Genomic DNA, 23,787 nt, shown 5'->3' with positions numbered 1-23,787 from the left:
TTCCCTGCGCCACGGGAGGTCCCGGTGGCCCCGGTCCGCGGCCTCACCGCGGGGCCGGGGACGCCTCCCCCGCGCGTCGGCCTACGCGCCCTCGATCCGCCGCACGGTGCGCCGCAGCAGGAGCGCCAGCGCGGCGGCCGAGACCAGGACCCCGCCCGCCAGGCACAGCCAGGGCCCCAGCGGTCCGGCGTCGTAACCGGGCAGGGCCAGGGCGGGCCAGGACGGCGGGAGCGGCAGCAGCAGGAGGTTCCAGGGCGCGGGTAGGACCCAGGCCGCCACGGGGGTCAGGACCAGGAGCGCGCCGATCCCCTTGACCACGACCAGGGCCTCCACCTTGTTGGCCGACAGCGCGGTCATCGACGCCGTCAGCAGCGGCGCCTGGAGAGCAGCGAGCACGAGGGCGACCGCGACCGGCGCGGTCCACCCTGAGGTCATGAGCCCGCTCAGGGGCAGGGCCGCGGCGAGCCCGGCCAGGGACAGGACGGTGACCAGGACCGTCCGGTAGCCGAGGTAGGCGGGCACGGACACCGGCGAGGCGCGCAGCACCAGCAGGACGTTCTCGTCGGAGTCCTCGACGGCGCGCAGGCCGCCGACCACCCCGAACATCATGGGCACGTGCAGCAGGACCAGCGCCGCCAGGACCACGGGGGTGTGCGGCGCGAGGTCGAACCCGTAGGAGCCGAGGACGAACTCCGAGGCCGCCGGGAAGGCGAAGCGGATGACCAGCGCCAGCAGGACCGGGGCGCCGAGCATGAGCAGCAGCAGGGGGTCGCGCCCGGTGCCGAAGAGGTCGACGCGGGCGAAGCGCACGATCACCGGGAGGCCGCCGCGCCCGCTGACCGGCCGGGCGGGCCCGGGGCGCGGGTGGACAGGCCCGGTGACCGGCCGGGCGGGCCCGCCCGCGCCCCTGCCGTTCGCGTGCCTCCGGGGAGCGGGAGCCGCTCCGCGCCCGACCGCGCGGGAGGCGGCGACCACCCCGGTCGCCGCCCACGCCACGGCGTAGACGGTGCCCGCGACCAGGGCCGCTGGGGACGCGTCGGGGGATCCGGGCGCGGCCCCCAGGCGGATGAGGTCGGCGCCCGCGGTGGTCGGCACCGCGTACAGGAGCGGGTGCTCCAGGATTCCGCTGACGTGTACGAGGGGGACCAGGACCAGCGGCGCGACGGTGAGCGGGGCCGCCAGGAGGAAGCCCGACAGGTCCCGGGAGCGGGCGCCCACCGCCAGGCACACGGTGAGCAGCAGCAGACAGGTGAGCGCCACCCCGCCCAGGACCGGCGGCAGGGCCTGCGCGAGGTCGGTGAAGCGGCCCCGCAGCGCCGCCGCGAGCATCGGCACGGCGATGAGCAGCGTCAGCGCGGTGAGCACCGCGAGTCGGGCCGCCACCCCCTCCCCCGCGCGCAGCGGGGTCACGGTCAGCGCCGAACGTGTTCCCTCGGTGCGTTCGAAGAGCAGCAGGGCCGCGGCGAAGAGCGCGCCGAAGCCCGCCGTGTCGAGGAAGAGCAGGTAGGCCGCCACCGTCCCGGCCGCCTCGGCGGGGACCGCGAGCAGGACCAGGGTCCACACGGCGCCGAGGGCAGCGGCCACGGGTACGACGCCGTAGCGCAGTGCGACCCGCGATTCCAGTGCGGCGGCCGCGAGCAGGCGGTTCACAGCTTCTCCCGGGTGACCGTCGCGAAGACCTCGTCCAGCGAGGCCTCGCGGGTGTGCAGCGTCTCCACCTCGCCCCGCCTCAGCAGCTCCAGGAGTTCGGCGTCCTCGGCCAGGGCCTCCATCGGCATCTCCCGGGCGGCCCGCCCGCGCACCCGGGCCACGAGACCGGGGCGGCCGTAGCGGAGCTTGAAGCCGCGCGGTGTGTCCACGGCGGCGATGCGCCCACCGGCCACGAAGGCGACCCGGTCGCACAGCAGGTCGGCGGTGACCATGTCGTGCGTGGTGAGGAAGACCGTGCACCCCCGGTCGGCCGCCTCCCGGACGACCTCCCGCAGCAGGGCGGAGCGCACCGGGTCCTGGCCCGAGGTGGGCTCGTCCAGGAAGAGGAGTTCGGGTCTGTTGACCAGCGCCCGGGCCAGGTTGAGCCGCATGCGCATGCCCTTGGACAGGTCGTCGACCCTGCGGTCGGCCGCGTCGGCCAGGTCCACCCGGGCCAGGAGTTCGCCGGGGTCCTCGACGGGACCGCGGTAGAGGGAGGCGAAGGCGGCGAGGTTCTCGCGGGCGGTGAGCTTGCCGAACCCGGCCGGGAGCTCGAAGCCCACGCCCACGCGCTCGAAGTAGTCCGCGCCCCGGTCGCGCAGGGGCCGGCCGAGGACGCGCACCTCGCCCTCGTAACGGCGCAGCAGCCGGGTGAGCACCTTCTGGGTGGTGGACTTCCCGGCGCCGCTGGGTCCGAGGAAGCCGAAGACCTCGCCGCGGGCCACGGAGAAGCTCATCCCCGCGACCGCGGGCCGGTCGGCGTTCGGGTAGCGGACCATGAGGTCCTCGACGGTGATGACCTGGTCGGTCATGGGGGGTCCTCAGGATCGGTGGTGGGAGGGTGGGGCGGCGCGCAGGGCGAGGAAGACCCGGTCGACGAGCGCGGGCAGTTCGTCCTGCCCGTCCGAGTCGACCCAGGCGACGACGGCCTCGGACAGCGCCGCCGAACAGGCGGCGGCGACGGCCCTGGTCTCCAGGTCGGGGGGTTCGGTTCCGGGCGGAGACAGGCCGGGGGTTGCGCTTCCAGACGGATCCGGAGCGGGGGCGTCGCTTCCAGGCGGATTCGGATCGAAGGCCTCATTCCGGGCCGGGGCCAGACCGCGTTCGAAGGCGGTGCTCGCCGAGGCCAGGTTCTCGCCGATACGCGAGCGCAGGGCCGGGATGGACAGCAGGAGGCGGGCCCGGGCCAGCAGCGCCTCCCGGTTGTCCTCGTAGACCCGGCCGAGTCCGACCAGGGTGGCCCGGTGGATCCGCTCGACGGCCGGGAGCGTGTCGGGCTGCTCGCGGACCAGCTCCTCCAGCATCGGGTCGTACTCGTCCCGCAGGACCACGTCCTCCTTGGAGGGGAAGCAGCGGAAGAACGTCATGTGCGAGACGCCCGCCTCACGGGCGATCTGGGCGACCGTGGTCGCCTCGTAGCCCTGCCGCTCGAACAGGCGCAGGGCGGCCTCCTGGATGGCGGCCCTGTTGCGCTGCCTGCGGCGCGTGCGCTGGTCCACGTCCGCCCCTCCCCCGACCGGTTCCGACACAAGAGATGTTACTCGCTAACACAAGTTCGCCGATCCCTTCCGCGAGGGCCCGGAGCCCGTGGAGGCACCTGAGAGGCTGACCGGAGCCCGGCCTCCTCCCGGACACCCGGGCCTGTGACGCGCTCACGGGCCGCACCCGCCGGAGACGATCTCCGGGGCGGGGAACCCGTACGCCGTCCCCTCCGTCAGAGGGTGCGACACCAGGACCGGTCCCAGAAAGCCCCCACATGGCCCTCGCCTCCCGCAACACCGCGGGCACCAGGAGCATCCCCGACGTCGTCCGAGACCCTCGCCAGTGGTGGTGGGGGCTCATGGGCGGCAACCCCGAAGTCGCCAGGCAGGACCTCCACGACCTGCGCCAAGGCCTCCCGCTGCACTCCGTGGCCCACCTGCGGTACGGGCGTTCCCTCCGGCAGGGCGTTCTCGTCATGCACTTCGCCGCGGCCGAACGCCTCACCTGGCGCAGGTGGCGGCCGTTGCGCACCTACGCGGGCCCCGTTCCGGTGCCCGGTCCCACCGAGGTGCTCGGCGTACGGGAGCCCACCTCCTTCCGGGAGGCCGTGCTGGGCGACGTACGCGTCATCCGCTTCCGCGCGGGCGCACAGGTCTGGGAGATGGCCGTGGTCACCATGGACGTCGCCGTGGTCACGACGGCCCTGACCGAAGCCGGAACCTGGGAGCAGCGGCACTGAACGTCCGCACCGTCCAGGCAGCCGCTGGTTCGACCGCTCCTGAACCAACGGCTCGCCCGGGGCCGCCTGCGGCGGACCGCCGTCAAGGCAGTGGGAGTCGGTACCCGGTGGGACAATCCGGGAATGCGACTGAGCATCGACCCGGACCGCCGTGTCACCCCCTTCACCTGTGACCACTGCGGCTCCGAGCACCTGCGGATCCGCGGTTCCCTCGACAGCGAGCACGGCTTGTTCGCGATCTACTACGCCCACCTCTACCACCACGGCGGCGTGCACGAGGCCTACGTCGACCTCGTCATGGACGACGCCTGGGCACCCGGCGATCCCTCGGAGCCCGGCCCTCACCGGACGACCTTCGGCTGCCGGGTCGGCCCGGTGGAGGGCTCCCCCGCTCCCGCGTGCTCGCTCGTCCAGGCCGCCCGGTTCCACGAGGGAAACCCCTTCTACGGTGACCGGCTCGACCGGGAGGAGGCCCTGCCGCACCCGTGGCTGCCGCTGTTCTGGAACACCGTCGACCACCTCCTCGAACACGAGCCGGACCTGAACGCGCACGTGTACTGCGTCAACACGGCCCCGCGACAGGGCTGAGCCGAATCCGCCTCACGGGGCGAGTGCGGCGGACACACGGACGAGGCTCGCCCCCGTCAGGGCGGAGAAGGTGTCGGGGTTGCGGAAGGAGTACGTTCCGTCGTTGACCCGGACCCCGGCACCGGTCGTCCTCCAGCGCACCGGACCGGACGCCGACCAGCGCTCCACGATGGCGGAGGCGAGCACCTCCGGGGCCTCGACTCCCACACGTGCGCGCAGCGCCGCCGCCAACCGGCGGACCGCGCCGCCCGGCGCGGAACCGTCCGCGCAGGCGGGCAGGAGAAGCAGCAGACGGGCGTGGGAATCGATGCTCCCTGTCCCGGACGGACCGTTGTCCGCGGCGGCGAGCAGTTCCGGCCAGGACAGACCGGGCACCATGCCCTCCCCGGCGTGGACGGCGATGACATCGGCTTCGTCCCAGTCCGGATGGTGCAGGAGGTAGACGACGCCCGCATCGCCGTCGCTGATGCTGTAGACGACGTAGAGGCAGTGGCCGGTGGCGAGCGGGAGGGTGAAGGTCGGCAGGGCGTCTCGGCGCCACACCCTGCGTTGGAAGCGTACGTAGTCGTCCCACGCGTGGTCCGGACCGAACAGCTGCCTTCCGACCTCGCCCTGGGCACCGTCGTAGAGGTGCACCAGCCAGAACAGCCTCTCATCCAGGAGTTCCGGGCGCCGGTTGAGGGGGTTCTCCGAGTGGTACCCCGGAATCCGGACGGGGGTCGGAACGGCATCATGACTCACGCCAGCCAGTATGACGCCTGCCCGTCCAACGATCGCGTCCCGTGGGAGGCGCCCAAGGCCGTCCGTGGCGGCGTGGGGAGCGTTCGGCACCGGACAGACGCCTGCGAGCGCGGCGGTGTCGTCGGCACGATCGCGGTGCGTTTCGCCACCGACGCGACGATGGTCCTGATGGGCGTGCGGGCTCCGGTGACGCGGGCGATGAGCACGGGAGCCGGGTTGTTCGACGCGCGGCGGACACTCCCCGGTGGGAACGCCCGCCGCGCGACCGCTCAGGAATCGACGGTGACCCGAACCCTGTCCGGCTGGAAGGCGACGTACCCGGCGATCTCCGCGACCGCCGGGTAGGGCTCCTCGTACGCCCACACCGCGTCCACCAGCTCCTCGCCCTCCCCGACCGCGAGCGTGCGGTAGGTCGCGGTGCCCTTGTAGGGGCAGTGGGTCGTGGTCGCGCTCGGCCGCAGCACCGCGGGGTCCACGTCGGCGAGCGGAACGTACTGAACCGGCGGGTAGACGGACTCCCGCAGGGTCAGCGCGTCCTCGGTGTCGGCGACGACCCGGTCCCCCACCCGCGCGACGACGCGCGCGCCGGCGGGTTCGACGGTGATGGGGTGGTCGGGTCCGGGTGTCCTGCCCTGTCCTGTCATGGTGGTCCTCCCTCTCACCGCCGAGGCTACTTCGCCCGCACGGGAATTCGTGGGACGGTGACACGCCCCTGCCCCGGAGACCCCGGACACCGCGAAGGCGTTCGTCCCCGGGCCGGGCGATCATCCGTCCCCGCGGTCAGGCGACCGTCTCGGCAAGCACGGCGGCGAAGGCCGCCAGCCGCGAGCCCCGGGCCGCGGTCCGCCAGACCAGCCCCAGCTCCGACGCGGCCAGCCCGGTGACCGGCACATAGGTCACGTCCGGCCGCCGGTTGTACTCGGCGGCGGCTCCGCACACCAGCAGGGCGCCCCTGCCCGCCGCGACCAGCGACAACCCCTCCTGGAGCGTGGCCGCCCCTCCCTCCTGGGGGATGCGCGCCCCGCCCGGGGTCACGCGGGGCGAGTTGACGTGCCGCCAGTATGCGGGCGCCCCTCCGGCCAGCGGGACCAGCCGCACACCGGCCAGCTCCTCCGCGCCGATCTCGTCCCGCCCGGCGAACGGGTGGGCGCTGGACAGGGCCAGGGTCTGCGGCTGCCGGGAGAAGGTCAGGCCCAGGGTCAGGTCCGGTTCGCGCACGGGGGTCAGGACCACGGCCGCGTCCACCCCGCCCTCCCGCACCGCGCCGAAGGGGTCGGCCAGCGGGATCTCCACCAGGTCGACCGCCACCAGCGGGTTGCGCCGCTCGAACACGGTGAGCGCCCGCGCCAGCGGCTCGTAGACGGCCCCCTGGAACCCGATGCGCACGCGTTCGACCGTGGAGCGGGCCCGGGAGCGGGCGTCCTCGAACACGCCGACCAGCGCACCGTAGGACGGGCGCAGGGACTCCAGGAAGTCGGCGCCGAACTCGCTCAGCCGTACGCGGCGGCTGGTGCGCTCCACCAGGCGCGCGCCGACCCGGCCCTCCAGCGAGCGGATCAGCTGGCTGACCCGGCTCTGGGAGACGCGGAGGCGTTCACCGGTACGGCCGAAGTGGAGTTCCTCGGCCAGTACCAGGAAGCACTCGATCTCGTGGAAGTCGATCTCACGCGCCACGGCCGTACCCTTCCGGCGTCGGTGCCCGGGCGCCGCGGCCGCGGACTCCGGGATCGATGAGCCCAGCTGATCGAAGTATGAGGGATTCGCCGTTGTTCGGCGACCGGGAGGGCACTTGACTCGGGGCATGTCCACGACCTCGTCTCCCCAGGCCTCTCCGCCCGTGCCCTCCCCCGTCCGGGGATGGTCCGCCGTCGTCGCGGTGGCCCTCGGCACCTTCACCGTCGTCACCACGGAAATGCTGCCCGTCGGACTGCTGACCCCCATGGGCGCCTCCCTGGAGGTCACGGAGGGCACCGCCGGGCTGACCCTGACCGTCACCGGCCTGGTGGCGGCGGCCACCGCGCCCTTCGTCCCGACCCTCGTCGGCCGCGCCGACCGCAAGGCCGTCCTCGTGGCTCTCATGCTCCTGCTCGCCGCCGCCAACCTGCTGTCGGCGTGGGCGCCGAACTTCGCGGTCATGGTCACGGCACGCGTGCTCGTCGGCCTGGGCATGGGCGGTGTCTGGGCGCTGGCGGCGGGGCTCGCGCCCCGGCTGGTGCCCGAGCGGTCGGTGGGGTCGGCGACCGCCGCCGTCTTCAGCGGGATCGCCGTCGCCTCGGTGTTCGGCGTGCCGGTGGGCGCCTACATCGGGGCCCTGACCGACTGGCGCGCCGCCTTCGCGGCCTTCGCGGTGCTGGCCCTGTCCGTCGCGGTCGCCATGGTCGTGCTGCTGCCGCGCCTGCCCTCCGAGCGGGCGGCCCGCCTGAGCGGCGTGACCGGCCTGCTGCGCAACCCCAGGGTGGTCACCGGCCTGCTCCTCGCGGTGCTCCTGGTGACCGGCCACTTCGCCGCCTACACCTACGTCCGCCCCGTCCTGGAGACGACGGCGGGGGTCAGCGCGGGTCTGATCGGCACGATGCTGCTGGTCTACGGCCTGGCCGGTGTCGTCGGCAACTTCGCCTCCGGCCCGCGCGCCGTCCGGGCCCCGCGCGCCACCCTCGTGGTGCTCAGCGCTGCCCTGGGCGGATCGGTGTTCCTCCTCCCCTGGATCGGCGTCACGGTCCTGGGGGCGGGGGTGCTCATGGTCGTGTGGGGTCTGGCCTACGGCGGGGTGTCCGTCAGCGCCCAGACCTGGATGATGCGCGCGGCCCCCGAGGAGCGAGAGGCCGTCTCGTCGCTGTTCGTCGGCGTGTTCAACGGCAGCATCGCGCTGGGCGCGCTGGTGGGCGGCCCGGTCCTGGACGGCGCGGGCGGCACCGCGCTCCTGTGGCTGGCCGCCGCGCTGGCCCTGGGCGCGCTCGCCACGGCCCTCCTGGGCCGCGCGCCCGCCCGGACGGCCTGAGCCCCTCCTTCCGGGGCGCGCCCCGCACCACAGAGGAGGGGGACTCTGCGGACGGCCCGCCTCAGGTCCGGGGCGCGCGTGGAAGGACGTCCTCCAGCAGGGCCGCGAACTCGTCGGCGTCGGGTTTGTGGTCGCTGAGCAGGGTGTGCAGGAGAATGCCGTCGATGACCGCCGCCACGTTGCGCACCCGCACGGGGTCGTCGGTGTAGCACCGCGCGAAGGCCGAGACCGCGGCCAGCCAGCGGTCCGTGGCCCCGCGCAGGTGGGGCTGGCGAGCGGCGAGCAGGAACAGTTCGTACTCGGCCAGCAGGCGGCCCGGGTCGGAGGCGACCTTGGCCAACAGCTCGGCCAGGTCGCGTCGGCGGTCGCCCCCCGAGGACATGCGGCGCATCCGCTCGGAGTCCTCGTCCATCACACTGGTCAGGGCCGCGGTCAGCAGGTCGCCCAGGCCCGTGAAGTAGTAGGTGGTGGCGGAGGTGGGCACCCCCGCCTCCTGGGAGACCGTGCGGTGGCTGACCCCGGCCACCCCGTCGCGTTCGATCACGCGCAGGGTGGCCTCGATCAGGGCCTGGCGGCGCTGCTCGCCCTTCAGGCGGCGTCCGTCCGACTGCTTCAACGCTTCTCCTCCGGTTCGGGTGGGGTGGTGCCGCGGGGCGGAGGTCGGCGCGGGCTCCGGAGCGCGCTCACCCAGCGGCCCCGGCCGCCCCCTCCTCGGTCTGTTCCTCCTGCGCCAGCTCGACCCTCGCCTGGGTTCGGGCCAGGAGGGGGGCGAACACCAGGGCCAGGACCAGGGCGAGGGCGCCGGCCGCGACCGCGACGAGGAAGCCGCCCGTGGTGCCGCTCTCCTCCACCGCCAGACCCGAGGAGAAGGTGCCGATCGCGGTACCGATGGTCAGGCCGGTCAGGGCCCAGGTCATGCCCTCCGTCAGCTTGGACGGCGGGACGGTCCGCTCGATCAGCGTCATCACCAGGATCATCGTGGGGGCGAAGAAGATCCCCGCGAGGAACACGGCCACGGACAGGGTCCAGATGCTACCGACCACCAGGAAGGGAAGGGTGGTCGCGAACGTGCCGGCCACGGCCACGATCAGCATCGTGTGGAGCCGCCAGGGCAGGTTCAGCACCCCGAAGGTCAGTCCGGAGATCGCCGACCCGAGCGCGTAGGCCGACAGCACGACGCCGGTGGCGCTGGTCACGCCGAGCGACTCGGCGAAGGCCACCGCGACCACGTCGACCGCGCCGACGATCACGCCTCCCGCGAGCAGGGTCAGGACCAGGACCAGGAGGGAGCCGCTGAGCACGGTCGCGCCCCTGGCCCCCCGCGCCTCGGAGGTCTGGAGCGGCGGCTCCGTGCCGCGCTGGGCCACGAACAGGGTGACGCCCAGGGCCAGGAAGGCGGCGGCGGCCAGCGGACCCGCCTGCGCGAAGGCCATGGTGCTCAGCACCACCGACAGCGCCGGGCCGGTGATGAAGGTGAGTTCGTCGGCCACGGACTCGAAGGAGTAGGCGGTGTGCAGCCGGGGCGAGCCGCGCAGCAGCTCGGTCCAGCGCGCGCGGGACATCGCGGACATGTTCGGCATGGTCCCGGCGGGGACAGCGAACGCGAAGAGGGCCCAGTACGGCGCGTCGAACCGCACGCACAGCAGCATCAGGAGCAGGGACGCGACGCTGACGGCGGCGGCGGGCGGCAGGACGCGTCGCTGGCCGTGGCGGTCGGCCAGGCGCGAGACCTGCGGGGTGATCAGCGCCATGGACAGGGTGAAGGTGGCGGCCACCGCGCCCGCCAGGGCGTAGCTGCCGTGGGTGGTGGAGAGCATCGTGATGATGCCGATGTTGGTCATGGCCACGGGCATGCGCCCGATGAGCCCTGCGGCGGTGAAGCCCTTGGCTCCACGCACCGCGAAGATCTGCGCGTACGGGTTGGGCATGGCGGGGGGTCCTTCCGCGTGTACGGGGTTCGTGGTCGGGGAGCGCCCCGTCAAAAAAACTGGGACGCCCGTCCCACTTTCTACCCGACGCCGCGCGTGCGCAAGCCGGAGTGGCGCACGACACATGGCCGCGCACCACTGCGTGACTGTTCGGCTCCGCCCTGGAGAGCCGCGAACACCAGGGCCCGGAACCGTTCCCCAGACGGCACGGTCACACCGGCCGTGGAGGGCATCGGCACCGTGTCCCGTGGCCGGAGCGTGTCCCGGGAGCGGGAGGCACCGACGAAAGTCGGTCGGCGCACCGACCAAAGCGAGGCCCCTCCCCCGGGGCGTGCCGCCTTAGGAGACGGCACGGTGGGTTCTCCAGACGGATGCGCCCCCGCAGGCCACGCACCTAGCGTGGTGTTCGTCCCCGCAGGGGCGCCCGGTCGGCCCGCACCGACGGACCGCCGGGAGCCCTTCCGCCCGCGGTCCCGCCGCGGCCGGGCGGGGACACCACGCCCGACCCCGGACCTCGAAAGGGAACGACATGCCGCTCCTGGCGCTGAACGACCCGAACCTCGTCCACACCGTGCTCCCGATCCTGCTGCTGGTCGGGATCGCGTTGGTGTCCCTGGTGGCGGTCGTGCTGATCATCGCGGCCGTGTTCAGCATCCTCACGTCGCGGGTGGACGGGGCGATGAAGGTCGTCTGGCTCATCTTCGTCTGCGTCGCGCCCCTGATCGGGGCCATCCTGTGGTTCCTCGTCGGACGCAACCGCGTCCCCTACTGACCGGGGTTCCCGGCCTCCCGGGAAACGGGAGGCGAAGGCGCCCCCGCGTGCTCCCGACCGACCGCGGACCCGGCCCACACCCGGGCCCGGGCCCGGACCCGGGACGAGGCTTTACTCCTGCCCCGGTCCCCGGCCCCGGCTCCGAAGGCCCGGCCGCGACCGGTCACGGGTTCACCGTCCGCCGAGGTGGCGTGAGAGGAAGCGGTCGATGGCGCCGAACATGGTGATCAGGTTCTCCGTGTTGACGATGGCGTGTCCCTCGTCGTCGAAGACCAGGTACTCCACGTCCACGCCGCGCTCGCGCACCGAAGCGACGATGTTGTCGGACTCGGCCTTGACGACCCGGGCGTCGTTGGCCCCCTGCACCACCATCAGCGGCGCGGTGATCCGGTCCACCCGGCTGATCGGCGAACGGGCGAGCATGTCGGCCTCCTGCTCGGGGACGGCCGGGTCGCCCACGTAGCGGTACCAGTTGTTGACCAGCGACGGCCGCACGAACGCGGGCTGGGTCCGCATGAAGTTGGCCAGGTCGGAGATGCCGACGACGTCGACGGCGGCGGCGAAGCGGTCGGGCGTGAAGGCCGCCCCCACGAGAGCCGCGTAGCCGCCGTAGGAGCCGCCCAGGATCGCGACCCGCTCCGGGTCGGCGTAACCCTGGGCGGCGGCCCAGTCCACGGCGTCGATGAGGTCGTCGTGCATCTTCCCGGCGAACTCGCCGATCGCCGCCTTCATGTGGGCCTTGCCGAACCCGGAGGAGCCGCGGAAGTTGACCTGGAGCACCGCGTAGCCCCGGTTGGCCCACAGCTGCGCGGAACCGTTGAACCCCCAGTTGTCGCGGGCCCAGGGGCCGCCGTGCACCATCAGCACCATCGGCAGGTTCTCGGGCTCCACGCCCACCGGCAGGGTCAGGTAGGAGGGCATTTCCAGCCCGTCCCGGGCGGTGATGGTGACCGGCGTCATCGGCGCCATCGCCTCGGGGTCCAGGTGCGGGTGGGGGCGGAACAGCAACCGGGACTCGCCAGTGGAGTGGTCGTAGAACCAGGTCACGCCCGGGTCGCGGTCGTGGGTGAAGCCCACGACCCACCGCCGCCCGCTGTCGTCACAGGACACCGCGGACAGGTCGCCCTCGGACAGCTTCTCCAGCTCGGCCAGTACCTCGGCGAAGTGCGGGTCCAGGGCGTGGACGACCTGACGCCCGCCCGTGTAGCGCACCCCCAGCAGCTCACCCCGCCGGTCCCGGATCAGCGGCGGGGGAAAGGTGGGGAAGACCTGCGAGCGCAGGTCGATGTCGAAGGAGGGGTGGCTGTCCACCTCGGTCTCCTCCCCCGTGCTCAGGTCCACGCGCACCAGGCGGGTGCGGTCGGTGCCCCGGCTGGAGCCGATCCACATCCCGGTCCCGTCCGGCGTGACCTGCGTCGGGAAGACGCCCACCGGATAGTCGGCGCCCTCGTGGACCAGAACGGGGTGCAGGTCGCCCGTCTCGGGGTCGCGGCGGGAGACCTCGAAGTCGCCTTCGGCGGTGAGGGAGATGCTGAACAGCTCGCCCTCACGGCCCTGGAACCAGGCCTCCCCGGCACCGGAGCTCTGGGCCAGCATGGTGAGCTCGCCGGTGGCCACGTCCAGCTCGTGCAGGTCGAACTCGGCGGCGTCGCGGGCGTTGAGCGAGACGGTCATCCTCCCCGGCCGCCCCCGGGAGGGCTCGAAGTCCACCACCCGGGCGCCGGGGAAGGGGGTCAGGTCCACCGCCGTGGGCTCGGCGGCGTCCAGGTCGACCCGGAACAGGTGCCAGTTCTCGTCCCCGCCGCTGTCCTGGAGGTAGAGCAGCCAGCGCGGATCGTCCGTCCACTGGTAGCTCTGCACGCTGCGGGTCTCGTCGGCCGTCACGCAGCGCGGTTCGCCGTCGAAGCCTCCGGCCGGGTCGAGGTCCTGGACCCAGACGTTGAGCCGGTCCTTCCACGGCGCCAGGTAGGCGATGCGGGTGCCGTCCGGCGAGATCGTCGCACCGGCGCGCTCCGGCGCACCGAAGAAGTCCTCGACCGAGATCCTCGCGGGCAGTGCCATGTCGTTCCTTTCGTTGGTGTTCGGTGACGGGAGCCGCGGATCTGAGGGGCCGTGCCCTCGCGCCCGTCCGCGGCTCCGCGGCGTCGGTTGGTATCCGTCTTTCGGTGTTCTCCCGGCTCCGGGGCGCCACCGGTGACACCGCGTCATGAGCCGGAAGGGGGGATAACGTCACGCCGGGGTGGTGGCGCCCCGTCGCGGGGGCGCGCCACGGCCCCGCGTCACGACCTTCGGTAGGTCAGCCTCCGCAGCAGGACCTCCGCCGGTCCGCGCCTGCCCGCGCGGTCGAGCCAGAACGCCGCCGCGACGGTCAGCAGCCAGGTGCCCACGGCCACCAGCACCGCCGACCAGCTGGACAGGTACACGCCCAGGCCCAGTCCCCAGGCGGCCAGGAACGGGGCGAAGGCCACCGACTGGGCGAGGTAGCCGCTCAGGGAGCGCCGCCCCAGGGACACCAGCGCCCGGACCGGCAGGGACCGCTGCGCCCCCCGGGCGGAGAGCCGGTGCGCCAGGAGCCCGAAGAGCGCCGCGTAGCCCACCCCGGTGAAGATCCCGGTGTAGAAGTGCACCGAGGAGACCGCCGAGATGTAGGTGGCGTCCAGGACGCCCACGTGCTGCAGGCCCAGCACCGCTCCGGCGGCCCACCCCGCGCCGATGCCCAGGACCGCGACCCGGCGCAGCAGCCCCAGGTGTCGCGCCGGGTCCTCCAGGAACCGGTGCCGCGCCGCGAGCAGGCCGATCAGGAACACCGTTGGCAGAGCCAGGGTGAACAGGCCGGAGAAGAGCCCGAAGAACCAGGCCGGGAGGCGGAACACGGCGGAGAGCAGGTAGCCCGTCTCGGCGATGCTGGCCCTTTGCATGTCGGTCGCCGCGGCCGTGGACGCCGCGTCCGGCGCCAGCAGGACCGCGGCCACCGAGACGAGGGTGACCAGGGCGCCCAGGGCCAGCAGGACGGACAGCCAGATCTTGAGGGTGCGGTCGCTGCGGTTGAGGAACAGCGGCACCATGATGAGCCCGATCAGGCCGTAGGTGCCCAGGATGTCGCCCTGCCACAGCAGGGCGGCGTGCACCGCGCCGAAGACGAGCATCCACAGGTGGCGCCTGCGCAGGAGCCCGCGGGCCTCCTTCTCGCTGGTGCCGCGCGCCCTCTGCCGGCGGTACATCTGCCCGATGCCGTAGGCGAAGAGGAAGCCGAACATCGTGTGCGTGCGGGCGTCCACGACGACGATCGTCATGAACTGCGCGATCCTGTCCGCCAGGTCGCCGTCGACGGGGTGCAGCATGGCCAGGCCGGTGGGCGCCTGGTACAGGAACCACGGCACGTGGGCCAGCGCGATCAGCAGCAGCATCATGCCGCGGGCCAGGTCGGGGGCCAGGGCCCGTTCGGCCACCGGCGTCGAACCCGCCGGGGCCCGGGTGTCGGCGGCGGCTGCGGGCGGGTCTTCGCCTCCGGGGACGGAGGGCGGGCCTTCGGCGCGGTCGGTCGTCATGGTGACGGGCTCCAGAGGGTCTTCGCGGCGATCGGTCTGCGTTCGGGGGACTGGTGTCCATTGCAGCCGTCGCCGCGCTCCGGCGGCAGTGGGACCACGTCACCACCCGGCCGTGACGTTTGTCGGGTCCAGGTCATGACGCGGCGTCACTGGTGCACGCGGCGGAGCCGGGAGAATACTGGGGGCGCACCCGGCGCCCGCTCGTGCGGAGCGCCCTCACGCGGACGCGGCTCTCCCGCTTCTGAGGAGGGCGGCACACCCGCGCTCGGCCCGGACCCCGCGGCCCGTGCGGCGCCGCTCCGGCGGCGGAGGGGCCGGGGCGGAGGACCGTGCGCGGTGGACACGAACCTGGAAGGGACACGCATGGCGTCCGAGAAGACCGAGGAGACGCAGGGACGGCTGCGCAAGCTCCACGTGGACCTCATCACCGGCGCGGTCTCCGCCGTCGGGGCGCTGCTGGTGGCGGTGAACGCCAGCTCGTGGCAGGACGCGATCCTCATGGCCGTGAGCCTGGCCGTGACCCTGCTGGTCGTCGGCCGGTGGCACGTGGGCCGCCTCTCCCGGGCCACGCTCGCGGGCTTGGCCGTCACTGCGCTCCTGTGGCTGCTCGGCATGCTCCTGGTGGACGTGTCCATGCCCGCCTACGGGTTCGCCATCGTGGCCACCATCCTCATCCTCGACCTGCCGCGCCACCAGCGGGCGGCGATGGCGGGGATCACCGTCTTCGCCGTCGCCGGGCTCACGGCGAAACTGGTGGTGTCGCGCGAGGGCGTGGTCGACTTCCTGCTGCAGTACGTGGTCGCCTCGGCGGGCGTCGCCCTGGGCGGGGTCGTCCTCACGATCCTCGTCCACGCGATGCACGGCCTCATCGCGGAGTTGGCGGCGGCGCGTGAGCGCGAGGCCGAACTGGCCGTGGCACAGGAGCGCATGCGCTTCGCCAGCGACCTGCACGACATCCAGGGCCACACCCTGCACGTGGTCAAGCTCAAGACCGCGCTGGCCCGCAGACTGGTGCGCGCCGACCCCGACCGCGCCGAGGAGGAACTGGGCGAGATCCAGTCCCTGGTGGGCGACACCATCACCCAGACCCGGGAGCTGGCCCACGCCCAACGGCGCCTGAACCTGTCCGCGGAGCTGGAGAACGCCAAGAACCTCTTCGAGGCCGCCGAGATCGACGTGCGCGTGGACCGCGAGGCCGAGGTGGCCCCGGGCGCGGGCGAGCTGCTGGGCCAGGTGCTGCGCGAGACCACCACCAACATCCTGCGCCACGCCCAGGCCGCGCAGGTGCGCATCACCCTGACCGAGACCGGCATCACCATCGTCAACGACGGCGCCGCCGAGGAGCCGCCCGCGCGCCTGCGGGGGCTGGCCACCCTGCGCGAACGGGTGGCCGACAGCGGCGGCGAACTGACGGTCCGACACGACGGGGGCCGGTTCACGACCGCCGCGGAGTTCCCGCACCTGGCCCCCGCGCCGAGTCCGGAGAACACCGCGCGGGGGTGAGCGCCGCGCCCCATGTCAGCGCGGTGCGGCCCCGGCGGGTCAGACCACGACCTCCCTGCAGACCTCGACGAAGGCCTCCATCCGCCGCACCGGCTTGCGCCCCGCCAGCCGCATGACCTCGATCCCGAGCCCCTCGGACCGGATGTCGAGCTCCCTGGTCGTGTAGGGCAGATCCTCGTAGCTGCGCTCCAGCACGGTGCGCTGGGTGAGCAGGGCGTTGCCCAGGCCGCGGGCCACCAGGGCGCGCACCATCTCGAAGCTCGTGGTGCGAAAGCGCACGTTGGGCGTCAGCCCCGCCCTGTCGAACAGGCCGAGGAAGTAGTCGCCGCCGGGCGGCAGGTCGAAGAGGATCAGCGGCTCGACCGCCAGGTCCGCCAGGGTCAGTTCCCCCTTCGCGTTCAGGGGCCCGTCCACCGGGGTGAGTGCGTAGGGGGGGTCGGACCGCAGCCACTGCGAGGTCACGCCGACCGCCGGGCGCACGCCCGCCAGCTCGTAGTGGTAGGTGATCGCCAGGTCGATGCGGGAGTTGAGCAGGTCGTCCACGAGGGCCCCGTGGGAGGCCTCGACGAACGAGAGCCGCACCTGCGGATACCGGCGCGAGAACTCCGCGATGACCCTCGGCAGCAGGATCGGCGCGATGGTCGCGTAGCAGCCGATGGTGAGGTCCCCCTCGACCTCCTCCCTCTCCCGGCTGGCGGTCTCCCGGAGCTGTTCGAGGCTGGCCCGCACGTCGTCGGCCACGGCCAGGGCGCGCTGCCCGGACGCGGTGGGGCGCATCCCCTTCGGGGAGCGGACGAAGAGGGTGACCCCCAGCGCGGCCTCCAGGTCGGACAACGCCGTCGAGACCGTCGACTGCGAGACGAACAGCTCCCGCGCCGCCGCCGTCACCGATCCGAGCCTGGCTATGGCCCTCAGGTACTCCAACTGCCGCAGGCTCACGTCGCCCATCGGTCCGGCCCTCCCTTCGGAGCTATCGCTTTTTCCGAAGGAGATCTTCGGAACTATGTGTTTTACAGATCCTAGTCCCCGCCTGGATAGTGGTGACCCATGACACAGGCAGGTCGATTGCCGACGGCGCCGTGGGCCCCACCCCGCTCCCGCCAGGCGTTCGAGACCACACTCCCGCGAACGAGCGGCCTCCTGACCATGCACAGGGACGCCCCGACCGGGGAGGCCGCCGCGGCCTCACCGACCCCGGTGCGCGCCAGGACGAGACCCCAGGAGAAGAGATGACGAGCGAGGTCGCGGAGCAAGTCGACGAGAAGGACCTGCGGCGGGGTGTGTTCGCCGGGGCGGTGGGCGTGTTCGTCCACTGGTTCGACTGGGCCGTCTACGCCTATCTGGCCACCACCATGGCGCAGGTGTTCTTCCCCGAGCAGGACGGCACCACCGCCCTGCTGTCGGTCTTCGCGGTCTTCGCCGTGGCGTTCTTCGTGCGACCGCTCGGCTCGGTGCTCTTCGGCCACCTCGGCGACCGCTTCGGGCGCAAGACCACGCTGTCGATCGTCATCATCTCGATGGCGGCGGGCACGCTCATGCTCGGGCTGCTGCCCAGCTACGAGTCCGTCGGCATCCTCGCGCCGATCCTGCTGGTGGTCGCCCGCATCGTCCAGGGGCTCGCCGCGGGCGGGGAGTTCGGCTCGGCCGCGGCCTTCCTCGCGGAGTTCTCGCCGCCCAAGCGCCGCGGGTTCGGGTGCTCCTGGATCGAGTTCGGCTCGGTCGGCGGGTTCCTGTGCGCGTCGTTCGCCGTGTGGGCCCTGCACGCGTCCTTCCCGGCCGAGGTCGTCCTCGACTGGGCGTGGCGGATCCCCTTCCTGCTGACGGTGCCCATGGCCGCGGTGGGCCTCTACATCCGCCTGCGCATCGAGGACACGCCCGAGTACCGCGCGCTGGAGGACATGAACAACGTCCCGAGCCAGCCGGTCGTCGAGGTGTTCCGCTCCAACGGCAGGCAGTTCCTCCAGACGGTCGGCATCGAGACCTTCATGAACTCCACCTTCTACATCGTCCTGGTGTACCTGATCACCTACCAGGAGGAGATCGTGGGGGTGCCCGCCGACCGGGCGGCCCTGCTCTCCGCGGTGGCCTCGGTCGTCGCCATGGGGATCATCCCGCTCTCGGGCAGGATCTCGGACCGCGTGGGCCGCAAGCCGGTGCTCTACACCGCCGCCGCGCTGCTGATCGCGGCCTCCGTGCCGCTGTTCTGGCTGATGCAGGTGCAGACCTCGTGGGCGGCGTTCGCCGCGACCTTCGGCCTCGCCGCGATCCTGGCGGTCATCCTGGGCACCCACGCGTCCGCGGTGGCGGAGCTGTTCCCGACCCGGACCCGGCAGAGCGGGCTGTCGATGGCCTACAGCGTCGCCGGGGCGTTCTTCGCGGGAACCCTGCCGTACCTGATGACCTGGCTGATCTCCCTCACCGGCAGCAGCATGGTCCCCGCCTTCACCATGGTCGTGATCGGCGTCATCGGCGCGGTCACGCTGCGCACCATGCCCGAGACCAGCGGCTCCGACCTGCTGCACGAGAGCGACCGGGCCCCGCGCTGAACCCTCCCCCCTCCCCGGCCGGTCGGGGAGGGCACGCGGGACACACCCGCCCTGAACACACGCGTTGACCAGAGCCTGGAGGCTGTGCATGTCACTGGAAGAGATCGAGGTCGTCGTCGTCGGAGGGGGGCAGGCCGGGATCGCGATGAGCGAGCACCTCAGCGACCGCAGGGTGCCCCACGTCGTCCTGGAGAGGAGCCGCGTCGCCGAGCGCTGGCGCTCGGAGCGGTGGGACTCGCTGGTCACGAACGGGCCCGTCTGGCACGACCGGTTCCCCGGCCTGGAGTTCACCGGCCTGGACCCCGAGGACTTCGCCTCCAAGGACGGCGTCGCGGACTACCTGGCGACCTACGCCGAGAAGATCGGCGCGCCGATCCGGTGCGGGGTCGAGGTGACCTCGGTGCGCCGTAACACCGGACGCCGGGGGTTCCGGGTCCGGACCTCGGACGGGGACTTCGACGCCCGCTACGTCGTGGCCGCCACCGGCCCGTTCCAGCGGCCGGTCGTCCCCCCGGTCATCCCCGAGGACGCGGACCCGGTCCAGCTCCACTCCAGTGCCTACCGCAACCCCGCGCAGCTGCCCGAGGGCGGCGTGCTCGTGGTCGGGTCGGGCTCCTCGGGGGTCCAGATCGCCGACGAACTGCGCGCCAGCGGCCGACGGGTGTACCTGTCCGTCGGTCCGCACGACCGCCCGCCCCGCAGGTACCGGGACCACGACTTCGTCTGGTGGCTGGGGGTCCTCGGCAAGTGGGAGGCCTCGGCCCCCGCGCAGGGCGCCGAGCACGTCACGATCGCGGTCAGCGGCGCGCACGGCGGCCACACCGTGGACTTCCGGGACCTGGCCGGGCGCGGCGTCACACTGGTCGGCCGCACGGAGTCCTTCGACGCCGGAACCGTCCGCTTCGCGCCCGACCTGCGGGACAACATCGCCCGCGGCGACGCCAACTACCTGTCGCTGCTGGACGAGGCCGACGCCTACGTCAAGCGCAACGGCCTCGACCTGCCCGAGGAGCCCGGGGCCCGCGCCCTGGGCGCCTACCCGGAGTCGGTGACCGACCCCCTCCTCGAACTCGACCTCGCCGCCGCCGGGGTCCGGACCGTCCTGTGGGCGACCGGCTTCACCGCCGACTACGGCTGGCTGGAAGTGGACGCGTTCGACGAGAACGGCAGGCCCCGGCACCAGCGCGGGGTCTCCTCCGAGCCCGGCGTCTACTTCATGGGGTTGCCGTGGCAGTCGCGCCGCGGTTCGAGCTTCATCTGGGGGGCCTGGCACGACGCCAAGTACGTGGCCGACCAGATCTGCATCCAGCGCGGCTACATGGAACACCACGACGCGCACCCGCACCCGTCCCACACCCAGGGGTGATCACACCTTGACCACGCACACGCGCATCCGCAAGTTCAACACCAGGGACACCTACCCCGAGCAGAACCTCGACAACGACCTGTGCCAGGCGGTGGTGGCCGGAGGGGTCGTGTACCTGCGCGGCCAGATCGGCCAGGACCTGGACACCCGCGAGTCCGTGGGCGTCGGCGACGTCCGCGCGCAGGCCGAGAAGGCCATGGCCAACATCGACCTCCTGCTCAGGGAGGCGGGCAGCGGTCTGGAAGACATCGTGAAGGTGACCGTCTACCTCACCGACCCGCGCTACCGCGAGGAGGTCTACCGCGAGATGGGGCGCTGGCTGAAGGGGGTCCACCCGGTCTCCACGGGCATCGTCGTCCAGGCCCTGGCCCGGCCCGAATGGCTCGTGGAGATCGACGCGACCGCCGTGATCTCGGGAGGCGACAAGTGACCTTCTCCATCGCGGCCCACCAGGACGGCAGGTTCGGCATCGCCGCGTCCTCGTCCTCCCCCGCCGTCGCCGCGCGGGTCGTCCACCTGCGCGACCGCGTCGGCGCGGTCGCCTCACAGAACATCACCGACCCGCGGCTGGGAACGGCGCTGCTGGACCGGCTCGCCGCGGGCGCGAGCCCCCGGGCCGCGCTCGACGCCGTGACCGGCACCGCACCGGACACCGCCTACCGGCAGCTCACCGTGGTGGACGCCTCGGGCGACGCGGCCACGTTCAGCGGCGGCCTCACCCTCGGCGTCCACGGTGAGGCCACCGGCCCCCACTGCGCCGCCGCCGGGAACATGCTCGCGGACCCCGGCGTCCCCGCGGCCATGTGCGAGGCCTTCGCCTCGGCCCGGGGGGAGCTGGAGGAACGCCTGCTCACCGCCCTGGCCGCGGGCCTGGCCGCCGGAGGCGAGGCCGGACCGGTCTACTCCGCGGGGCTGTCCACCGTGTCCGCGCACGGCTGGCGCGACACGGACCTGCGCGTGGACTGGCGGGAGGACCCGATCGAGGAGCTGGGGGAACTGCTCGGGGTCTGGCTCCCCCAGCGCGACGACTACGTCCGGCGCGGCCTGGAACCGGCCGCCTCACCGGGATACGGGGTGCCGGGCGATGACCGCTGAACCCGGCGCGCCTGAACACGGCGCACTGCCGAGCGCCGCGGAGCACCTGCCGGACCTGGTCTCCTACTCCGAGACGCTGCACGCCCACCCCGAGACCGCCTGGGAGGAGCACCGCGCGGCGCGGTGGACGGCGGAGCTGCTGGAGCGGTTCGGTTTCACCGTCGAGAACGCCTACCTCGGCTTTCCCACCGCGCTGCACGCCACCTACGGGTCCGGTCGGCGCCGGGTCGGCTTCGTCGTGGAGTACGACGCGCTGCCCGGCCTGGGCCACGCCTGCGGGCACAACCTGATCGCCGCGATGTCGGCGGGCGCGGCGATCGCGCTGCGCCCCTGGGCGGACCGGCTCGACCTGCGTATCGACGTGATCGCCGCCCCGGCCGAGGAGGGCGGCGGCGGCAAGATCGAACTGCTGGACGCGGGGGCCTTCCGGGACCTGGACCTGGCGCTGATGGCCCACCCCGGGCCGGTGGACGCCCCGCGGGCCGAGCCCTACGCCGTCGCCCACGACCACGTCCGCTTCACCGGCCGGTCGGCCCACGCCGCCGCCTACCCGCACGAGGGCCGCAACGCCAACGACGCCTTCGTGGTCGCCCAGGTGGCCCTCGGCCTGCTGCGCCAGCAGCTCCCGCCGGGCACCCGCGTCCACGGCATCCAGACGGTGGGCGGGCAGGCGCCCAACGCCATCCCCGCGGTGACCGAGGGCCGCTGGTACACCCGGGCCGGGAGCCTGGCCGAGCTGGAGCCGCTGCGCCGCCGGGTGGAGCAGTGCTTCCGGGCCGGAGCGCTGGCGACGGACACCGCCCTGGAGTTCACCCCGGAGTCCCAGCCCTACTCGGAGTTCCGTACCGACGAGCGCGCCCTGGAGATCTACACCCGCCACGCCCTGGCGCTCGGGCGGCGCTTCGACGCGCCCCCCGAACACCAGACGATGAACCGCGCCTCGACCGACATGGGCAACGTCTCCCAGCACGTTCCGGCCATCCACCCCTACATCGGCCTGGGCTGCTTCCCGGTCAGCAACCACCAGCCCGAGTTCGCCGCCGTCTGCGTGGGGGAGGCCGCCAACGGGGTCATCGCCGACGGCGCCACGCTGCTCGCCCGCACGGCGCACGAGTACTTCGCCGCCCCGGCGCCGGAGTCAGGCCCGCCCCGGGCCGGCTGACCCGGGGCGGGCTCAGTCGATCGCCGTGATCACGCGGGCGGGGACTCCCCCGACCAGGGTGCGGGCGGGGACGTCGCGGGTGACCACCGCGCCCGCGGCGACCACGGCCCCGGCGCCGACGGTCACCCCCTGCGTGACCACGGCGGCCGCTCCGATCCAGACGTCGTCCTCGATGACGATGGGGGCGAAGGAGAGGTACTCGCGGCGCTCGGCGAGGGGCAGGGGGTGCCCTCCGGTGATGAGGCTGACCCTCGGCGCGATCATGACGCGGCTGCCGATGCGGATGCCGCCCCTGTCCATGAACGTGCACCCCTGGTTGACGAAGACGTCATCCCCGAACGTTGTGTTGAGTCCGTACTCGGTGAAGAACGGCGGATAGATCGTCACCGACTCCGGAAGAGGGCCGCCGAACACAACCGAAAGTAGTTCACCGCGGCCCTCACTGTCGCTGAACGGCAGCACGTTCAGCCGGGACGTCGCGTCGGTCACCTCCGCGATGCGCTCCGCGTGACGTGCGAACTCGGGCGTTTTGACGTACATGACCTGCTCTGTGCGTGTGGACATGCGCTGATCCCACCACCCGGCGGAACGCGCGGTCAAACAACCGCACGGCCCGCCGGGCACAACCACTGGTTGTGCGAGTAGGCTGGGGCCGTGGATGTCGAAGCGCTGCGGACGTTCGTGGCCGTCGCCCGGACCGGCCAGTTCCAGGCCGCGGCGGACGAGCTCGGGATCAGCCAGCAGGCGGTCTCCAAGCGGATCGCGGCCCTGGAGAGGCACCTGGGGACCGCGCTCCTGGTGCGGACCTCCCGGGGCTCCAGGCCGAGCCTGGACGGGCAGGTCCTCCTGCCGCACGCCCGGAGGGTCCTCGCCGCCCTGGAGCAGGCCGAGCGGGCCGTGCGCCCCGGCAGCCGCCCCCTGCGCGTGGACGTACTCAACCGGCGCATCGCCCCGGCCCAGGCCGTCTACCGGTTCTACCGCTCCCACCCCGGGGCGGACCTGGACGCGGTCACGCTGGGCGAGGAGAACGCCGCCCAGGCCGCCCGGGCGGTGCTCGAAGGAACCGTCGACGCGTCCTTCCGCGCCCTGGCGGCCGAGCAGGTCCCGGCCGGAATCAGCGCCGAACGGCTCCTGGACGCGCCCCTGGAGCTCCTGGTCGGACCCGCCCACCCGTTGGCGGACGCACGCGGGATCAGGCCCGCGGACCTGGCCGGTCACCGCATCTGGATACCCGGGATCAGGCCCGACACGGAGTGGGCGGCGTTCTACCGGGCGCTGTCGGAGGCCTTCGGCCTGAGCATCGACGCGCTCGGCCCCAACTTCGGCGACGAGGCCCTGATGGACGCGCTGGCCGACTCGGCCTCCCTGGCCACCCTCGTCGGCGGCGGGGACCGGTACCTGTGGCCCGGGGCCCACGACCTGCGGCGCGTCCCCCTGCGCGACCCGACGCCGGTCTACCCGCACGTGCTGCTCTCCCGCAGCGGGGAGCGGCACCCCGTACTGAGCGCGCTGCGCGAGTACCTGCGCACTTCGGGCCCGCGAACCCCGGGTGAGGTGTGGACCCCGGACTGGGTGGTCCGCCGAGCGGACGACTGATCCGGCCGCCCGCTCCGGTTCGTCCACGACGGGA

23 protein-coding genes are annotated in these 23,787 nt (G+C 73.1%); 11 read left to right on the top strand and 12 right to left on the bottom strand.

The features are described from left to right. Nucleotides 1-81: 81 nt before the first annotated feature. From ACSTA4_RS12910 to ACSTA4_RS12900, 3 genes are read right to left on the bottom strand one after another with little or no spacing between them, the layout of a single operon-like run. Complete coding sequence (locus ACSTA4_RS12910) at nt 82-1,650, bottom strand: fluoroquinolone export ABC transporter permease subunit (RefSeq protein ID WP_444963735.1); 1,569 nt, start codon at nt 1,648-1,650, stop codon at nt 82-84. Beyond that, nucleotides 1,647-2,501, bottom strand: coding sequence for an ABC transporter ATP-binding protein (locus tag ACSTA4_RS12905; RefSeq protein ID WP_444963734.1), 855 nt, complete (start codon nt 2,499-2,501; stop codon nt 1,647-1,649). The genes ACSTA4_RS12910 and ACSTA4_RS12905 overlap by 4 nt, the downstream gene beginning before the upstream one ends. Before the next feature lie 9 nt (nt 2,502-2,510). Beyond that, nucleotides 2,511-3,188: a TetR/AcrR family transcriptional regulator gene (locus tag ACSTA4_RS12900; protein WP_378771713.1), complete on the bottom strand. Its 678-nt coding sequence runs from the start codon at nt 3,186-3,188 to the stop codon at nt 2,511-2,513. A 257-nt stretch (nt 3,189-3,445) separates the two neighbouring features. Here ACSTA4_RS12900 and ACSTA4_RS12895 point away from each other — a divergent pair, with 257 nt between their 5' ends. Beyond that, on the top strand, nt 3,446-3,910 hold the full coding sequence (locus ACSTA4_RS12895) for a hypothetical protein (protein ID WP_444963733.1): 465 nt from the start codon (nt 3,446-3,448) through the stop codon (nt 3,908-3,910). 123 nt (nt 3,911-4,033) lie between these two features. Further along, complete coding sequence (locus ACSTA4_RS12890; protein WP_444963732.1) at nt 4,034-4,498, top strand: hypothetical protein; 465 nt, start codon at nt 4,034-4,036, stop codon at nt 4,496-4,498. Between the two features lie 12 nt (nt 4,499-4,510). On the opposite strand, the gene ACSTA4_RS12885 is transcribed toward ACSTA4_RS12890, so the two are convergent. The 3 genes from ACSTA4_RS12885 to ACSTA4_RS12875 all read right to left on the bottom strand — a co-directional run bounded on the left by ACSTA4_RS12885 (nt 4,511) and on the right by ACSTA4_RS12875 (nt 6,913). Continuing rightward, nucleotides 4,511-5,239, bottom strand: coding sequence for a hypothetical protein (locus ACSTA4_RS12885; protein WP_444963731.1), 729 nt, complete (start codon nt 5,237-5,239; stop codon nt 4,511-4,513). Nucleotides 5,240-5,508: 269 nt separating this feature from the next. Continuing rightward, nucleotides 5,509-5,883: a DUF427 domain-containing protein gene (locus tag ACSTA4_RS12880; RefSeq protein ID WP_444963730.1), complete on the bottom strand. Its 375-nt coding sequence runs from the start codon at nt 5,881-5,883 to the stop codon at nt 5,509-5,511. A 136-nt stretch (nt 5,884-6,019) separates the two neighbouring features. Beyond that, nucleotides 6,020-6,913, bottom strand: a complete 894-nt coding sequence (locus ACSTA4_RS12875; protein WP_444963729.1) for a LysR family transcriptional regulator — start codon at nt 6,911-6,913, stop codon at nt 6,020-6,022. A gap of 127 nt (nt 6,914-7,040) precedes the next feature. Here ACSTA4_RS12875 and ACSTA4_RS12870 point away from each other — a divergent pair, with 127 nt between their 5' ends. Continuing rightward, entirely contained in the window at nt 7,041-8,237 is a 1,197-nt protein-coding gene (locus ACSTA4_RS12870; RefSeq protein ID WP_444963728.1) for an MFS transporter, read from the top strand. A 61-nt stretch (nt 8,238-8,298) separates the two neighbouring features. Here ACSTA4_RS12870 and ACSTA4_RS12865 read toward each other — a convergent pair whose 3' ends face one another. Beyond that, on the bottom strand, nt 8,299-8,763 hold the full coding sequence (locus ACSTA4_RS12865) for a TetR/AcrR family transcriptional regulator (protein WP_444964164.1): 465 nt from the start codon (nt 8,761-8,763) through the stop codon (nt 8,299-8,301). A 157-nt stretch (nt 8,764-8,920) separates the two neighbouring features. Next, nucleotides 8,921-10,165: an MFS transporter gene (locus ACSTA4_RS12860; protein WP_444963727.1), complete on the bottom strand. Its 1,245-nt coding sequence runs from the start codon at nt 10,163-10,165 to the stop codon at nt 8,921-8,923. A 529-nt stretch (nt 10,166-10,694) separates the two neighbouring features. Here ACSTA4_RS12860 and ACSTA4_RS12855 point away from each other — a divergent pair. Next, nucleotides 10,695-10,937 carry a PLDc N-terminal domain-containing protein gene (locus ACSTA4_RS12855; protein WP_444963726.1) on the top strand — a complete coding sequence of 81 codons (243 nt, stop codon included), beginning with the start codon at nt 10,695-10,697 and terminating at the stop codon, nt 10,935-10,937. A gap of 171 nt (nt 10,938-11,108) precedes the next feature. Here the strand turns inward: ACSTA4_RS12855 and ACSTA4_RS12850 are convergent, their stop codons facing one another. Next, on the bottom strand, nt 11,109-12,998 hold the full coding sequence (locus tag ACSTA4_RS12850) for a S9 family peptidase (protein WP_444963725.1): 1,890 nt from the start codon (nt 12,996-12,998) through the stop codon (nt 11,109-11,111). 218 nt (nt 12,999-13,216) lie between these two features. Further along, nucleotides 13,217-14,485: a DUF418 domain-containing protein gene (locus ACSTA4_RS12845; RefSeq protein WP_444963724.1), complete on the bottom strand. Its 1,269-nt coding sequence runs from the start codon at nt 14,483-14,485 to the stop codon at nt 13,217-13,219. A gap of 363 nt (nt 14,486-14,848) precedes the next feature. Between ACSTA4_RS12845 and ACSTA4_RS12840 the strand changes: the two genes are divergently transcribed. Continuing rightward, complete coding sequence (locus ACSTA4_RS12840) at nt 14,849-15,988, top strand: sensor histidine kinase (protein WP_444963723.1); 1,140 nt, start codon at nt 14,849-14,851, stop codon at nt 15,986-15,988. A gap of 39 nt (nt 15,989-16,027) precedes the next feature. Here ACSTA4_RS12840 and ACSTA4_RS12835 read toward each other — a convergent pair whose 3' ends face one another. Next, nucleotides 16,028-16,936 (bottom strand): LysR family transcriptional regulator, encoded by a 909-nt coding sequence (locus tag ACSTA4_RS12835; RefSeq protein ID WP_444963722.1) that lies wholly within the window; start codon nt 16,934-16,936, stop codon nt 16,028-16,030. Between the two features lie 281 nt (nt 16,937-17,217). Here ACSTA4_RS12835 and ACSTA4_RS12830 point away from each other — a divergent pair, with 281 nt between their 5' ends. The 5 genes from ACSTA4_RS12830 to ACSTA4_RS12810 all read left to right on the top strand — a co-directional run bounded on the left by ACSTA4_RS12830 (nt 17,218) and on the right by ACSTA4_RS12810 (nt 22,157). Then, nucleotides 17,218-18,534 carry an MFS transporter gene (locus ACSTA4_RS12830; RefSeq protein WP_094802439.1) on the top strand — a complete coding sequence of 439 codons (1,317 nt, stop codon included), beginning with the start codon at nt 17,218-17,220 and terminating at the stop codon, nt 18,532-18,534. An 88-nt stretch (nt 18,535-18,622) separates the two neighbouring features. Beyond that, nucleotides 18,623-19,900: a flavin-containing monooxygenase gene (locus ACSTA4_RS12825; RefSeq protein ID WP_444963721.1), complete on the top strand. Its 1,278-nt coding sequence runs from the start codon at nt 18,623-18,625 to the stop codon at nt 19,898-19,900. 7 nt (nt 19,901-19,907) lie between these two features. Further along, nucleotides 19,908-20,330: a RidA family protein gene (locus ACSTA4_RS12820; protein ID WP_444963720.1), complete on the top strand. Its 423-nt coding sequence runs from the start codon at nt 19,908-19,910 to the stop codon at nt 20,328-20,330. Beyond that, a complete protein-coding gene (locus ACSTA4_RS12815; RefSeq protein WP_444963719.1) occupies nt 20,327-20,995 on the top strand; it encodes a DUF1028 domain-containing protein in 669 nt (222 codons plus the stop codon). Before ACSTA4_RS12820 ends, ACSTA4_RS12815 begins: the two co-directional genes overlap by 4 nt. Then, nucleotides 20,985-22,157: an amidohydrolase gene (locus ACSTA4_RS12810; protein WP_444963718.1), complete on the top strand. Its 1,173-nt coding sequence runs from the start codon at nt 20,985-20,987 to the stop codon at nt 22,155-22,157. The genes ACSTA4_RS12815 and ACSTA4_RS12810 overlap by 11 nt, the downstream gene beginning before the upstream one ends. A 12-nt stretch (nt 22,158-22,169) precedes the next feature. Here the strand turns inward: ACSTA4_RS12810 and ACSTA4_RS12805 are convergent, their stop codons facing one another. Then, nucleotides 22,170-22,697 carry a DapH/DapD/GlmU-related protein gene (locus ACSTA4_RS12805; RefSeq protein WP_444964163.1) on the bottom strand — a complete coding sequence of 176 codons (528 nt, stop codon included), beginning with the start codon at nt 22,695-22,697 and terminating at the stop codon, nt 22,170-22,172. A gap of 114 nt (nt 22,698-22,811) precedes the next feature. Here ACSTA4_RS12805 and ACSTA4_RS12800 point away from each other — a divergent pair, with 114 nt between their 5' ends. Then, on the top strand, nt 22,812-23,753 hold the full coding sequence (locus tag ACSTA4_RS12800) for a LysR family transcriptional regulator (protein WP_444963717.1): 942 nt from the start codon (nt 22,812-22,814) through the stop codon (nt 23,751-23,753). Nucleotides 23,754-23,787 lie beyond the last annotated feature (34 nt).

The organism is Nocardiopsis sp. M1B1 (assembly GCF_052466615.1).
This window is presented reverse-complemented; position numbering and strand designations above follow the sequence as displayed.

What these genes read in the sequence shown, in the direction of transcription:
- ACSTA4_RS12835 (WP_444963722.1), bottom strand. Translation starts at nt 16,936, where the DNA reads ATGGGCGACGTGAGCCTGCGGCAGTTGGAGTACCTGAGGGCCATAGCC.
- ACSTA4_RS12840 (WP_444963723.1), top strand. Translation starts at nt 14,849, where the DNA reads ATGGCGTCCGAGAAGACCGAGGAGACGCAGGGACGGCTGCGCAAGCTC.
- ACSTA4_RS12890 (WP_444963732.1), top strand. Translation starts at nt 4,034, where the DNA reads ATGCGACTGAGCATCGACCCGGACCGCCGTGTCACCCCCTTCACCTGT.
- ACSTA4_RS12850 (WP_444963725.1), bottom strand. Translation starts at nt 12,998, where the DNA reads ATGGCACTGCCCGCGAGGATCTCGGTCGAGGACTTCTTCGGTGCGCCG.
- ACSTA4_RS12810 (WP_444963718.1), top strand. Translation starts at nt 20,985, where the DNA reads ATGACCGCTGAACCCGGCGCGCCTGAACACGGCGCACTGCCGAGCGCC.
- ACSTA4_RS12895 (WP_444963733.1), top strand. Translation starts at nt 3,446, where the DNA reads ATGGCCCTCGCCTCCCGCAACACCGCGGGCACCAGGAGCATCCCCGAC.
- ACSTA4_RS12805 (WP_444964163.1), bottom strand. Translation starts at nt 22,697, where the DNA reads ATGTACGTCAAAACGCCCGAGTTCGCACGTCACGCGGAGCGCATCGCG.
- ACSTA4_RS12860 (WP_444963727.1), bottom strand. Translation starts at nt 10,165, where the DNA reads ATGCCCAACCCGTACGCGCAGATCTTCGCGGTGCGTGGAGCCAAGGGC.
- ACSTA4_RS12845 (WP_444963724.1), bottom strand. Translation starts at nt 14,485, where the DNA reads ATGACGACCGACCGCGCCGAAGGCCCGCCCTCCGTCCCCGGAGGCGAA.
- ACSTA4_RS12855 (WP_444963726.1), top strand. Translation starts at nt 10,695, where the DNA reads ATGCCGCTCCTGGCGCTGAACGACCCGAACCTCGTCCACACCGTGCTC.
- ACSTA4_RS12830 (WP_094802439.1), top strand. Translation starts at nt 17,218, where the DNA reads ATGACGAGCGAGGTCGCGGAGCAAGTCGACGAGAAGGACCTGCGGCGG.
- ACSTA4_RS12825 (WP_444963721.1), top strand. Translation starts at nt 18,623, where the DNA reads ATGTCACTGGAAGAGATCGAGGTCGTCGTCGTCGGAGGGGGGCAGGCC.
- ACSTA4_RS12870 (WP_444963728.1), top strand. Translation starts at nt 7,041, where the DNA reads ATGTCCACGACCTCGTCTCCCCAGGCCTCTCCGCCCGTGCCCTCCCCC.
- ACSTA4_RS12905 (WP_444963734.1), bottom strand. Translation starts at nt 2,501, where the DNA reads ATGACCGACCAGGTCATCACCGTCGAGGACCTCATGGTCCGCTACCCG.
- ACSTA4_RS12880 (WP_444963730.1), bottom strand. Translation starts at nt 5,883, where the DNA reads ATGACAGGACAGGGCAGGACACCCGGACCCGACCACCCCATCACCGTC.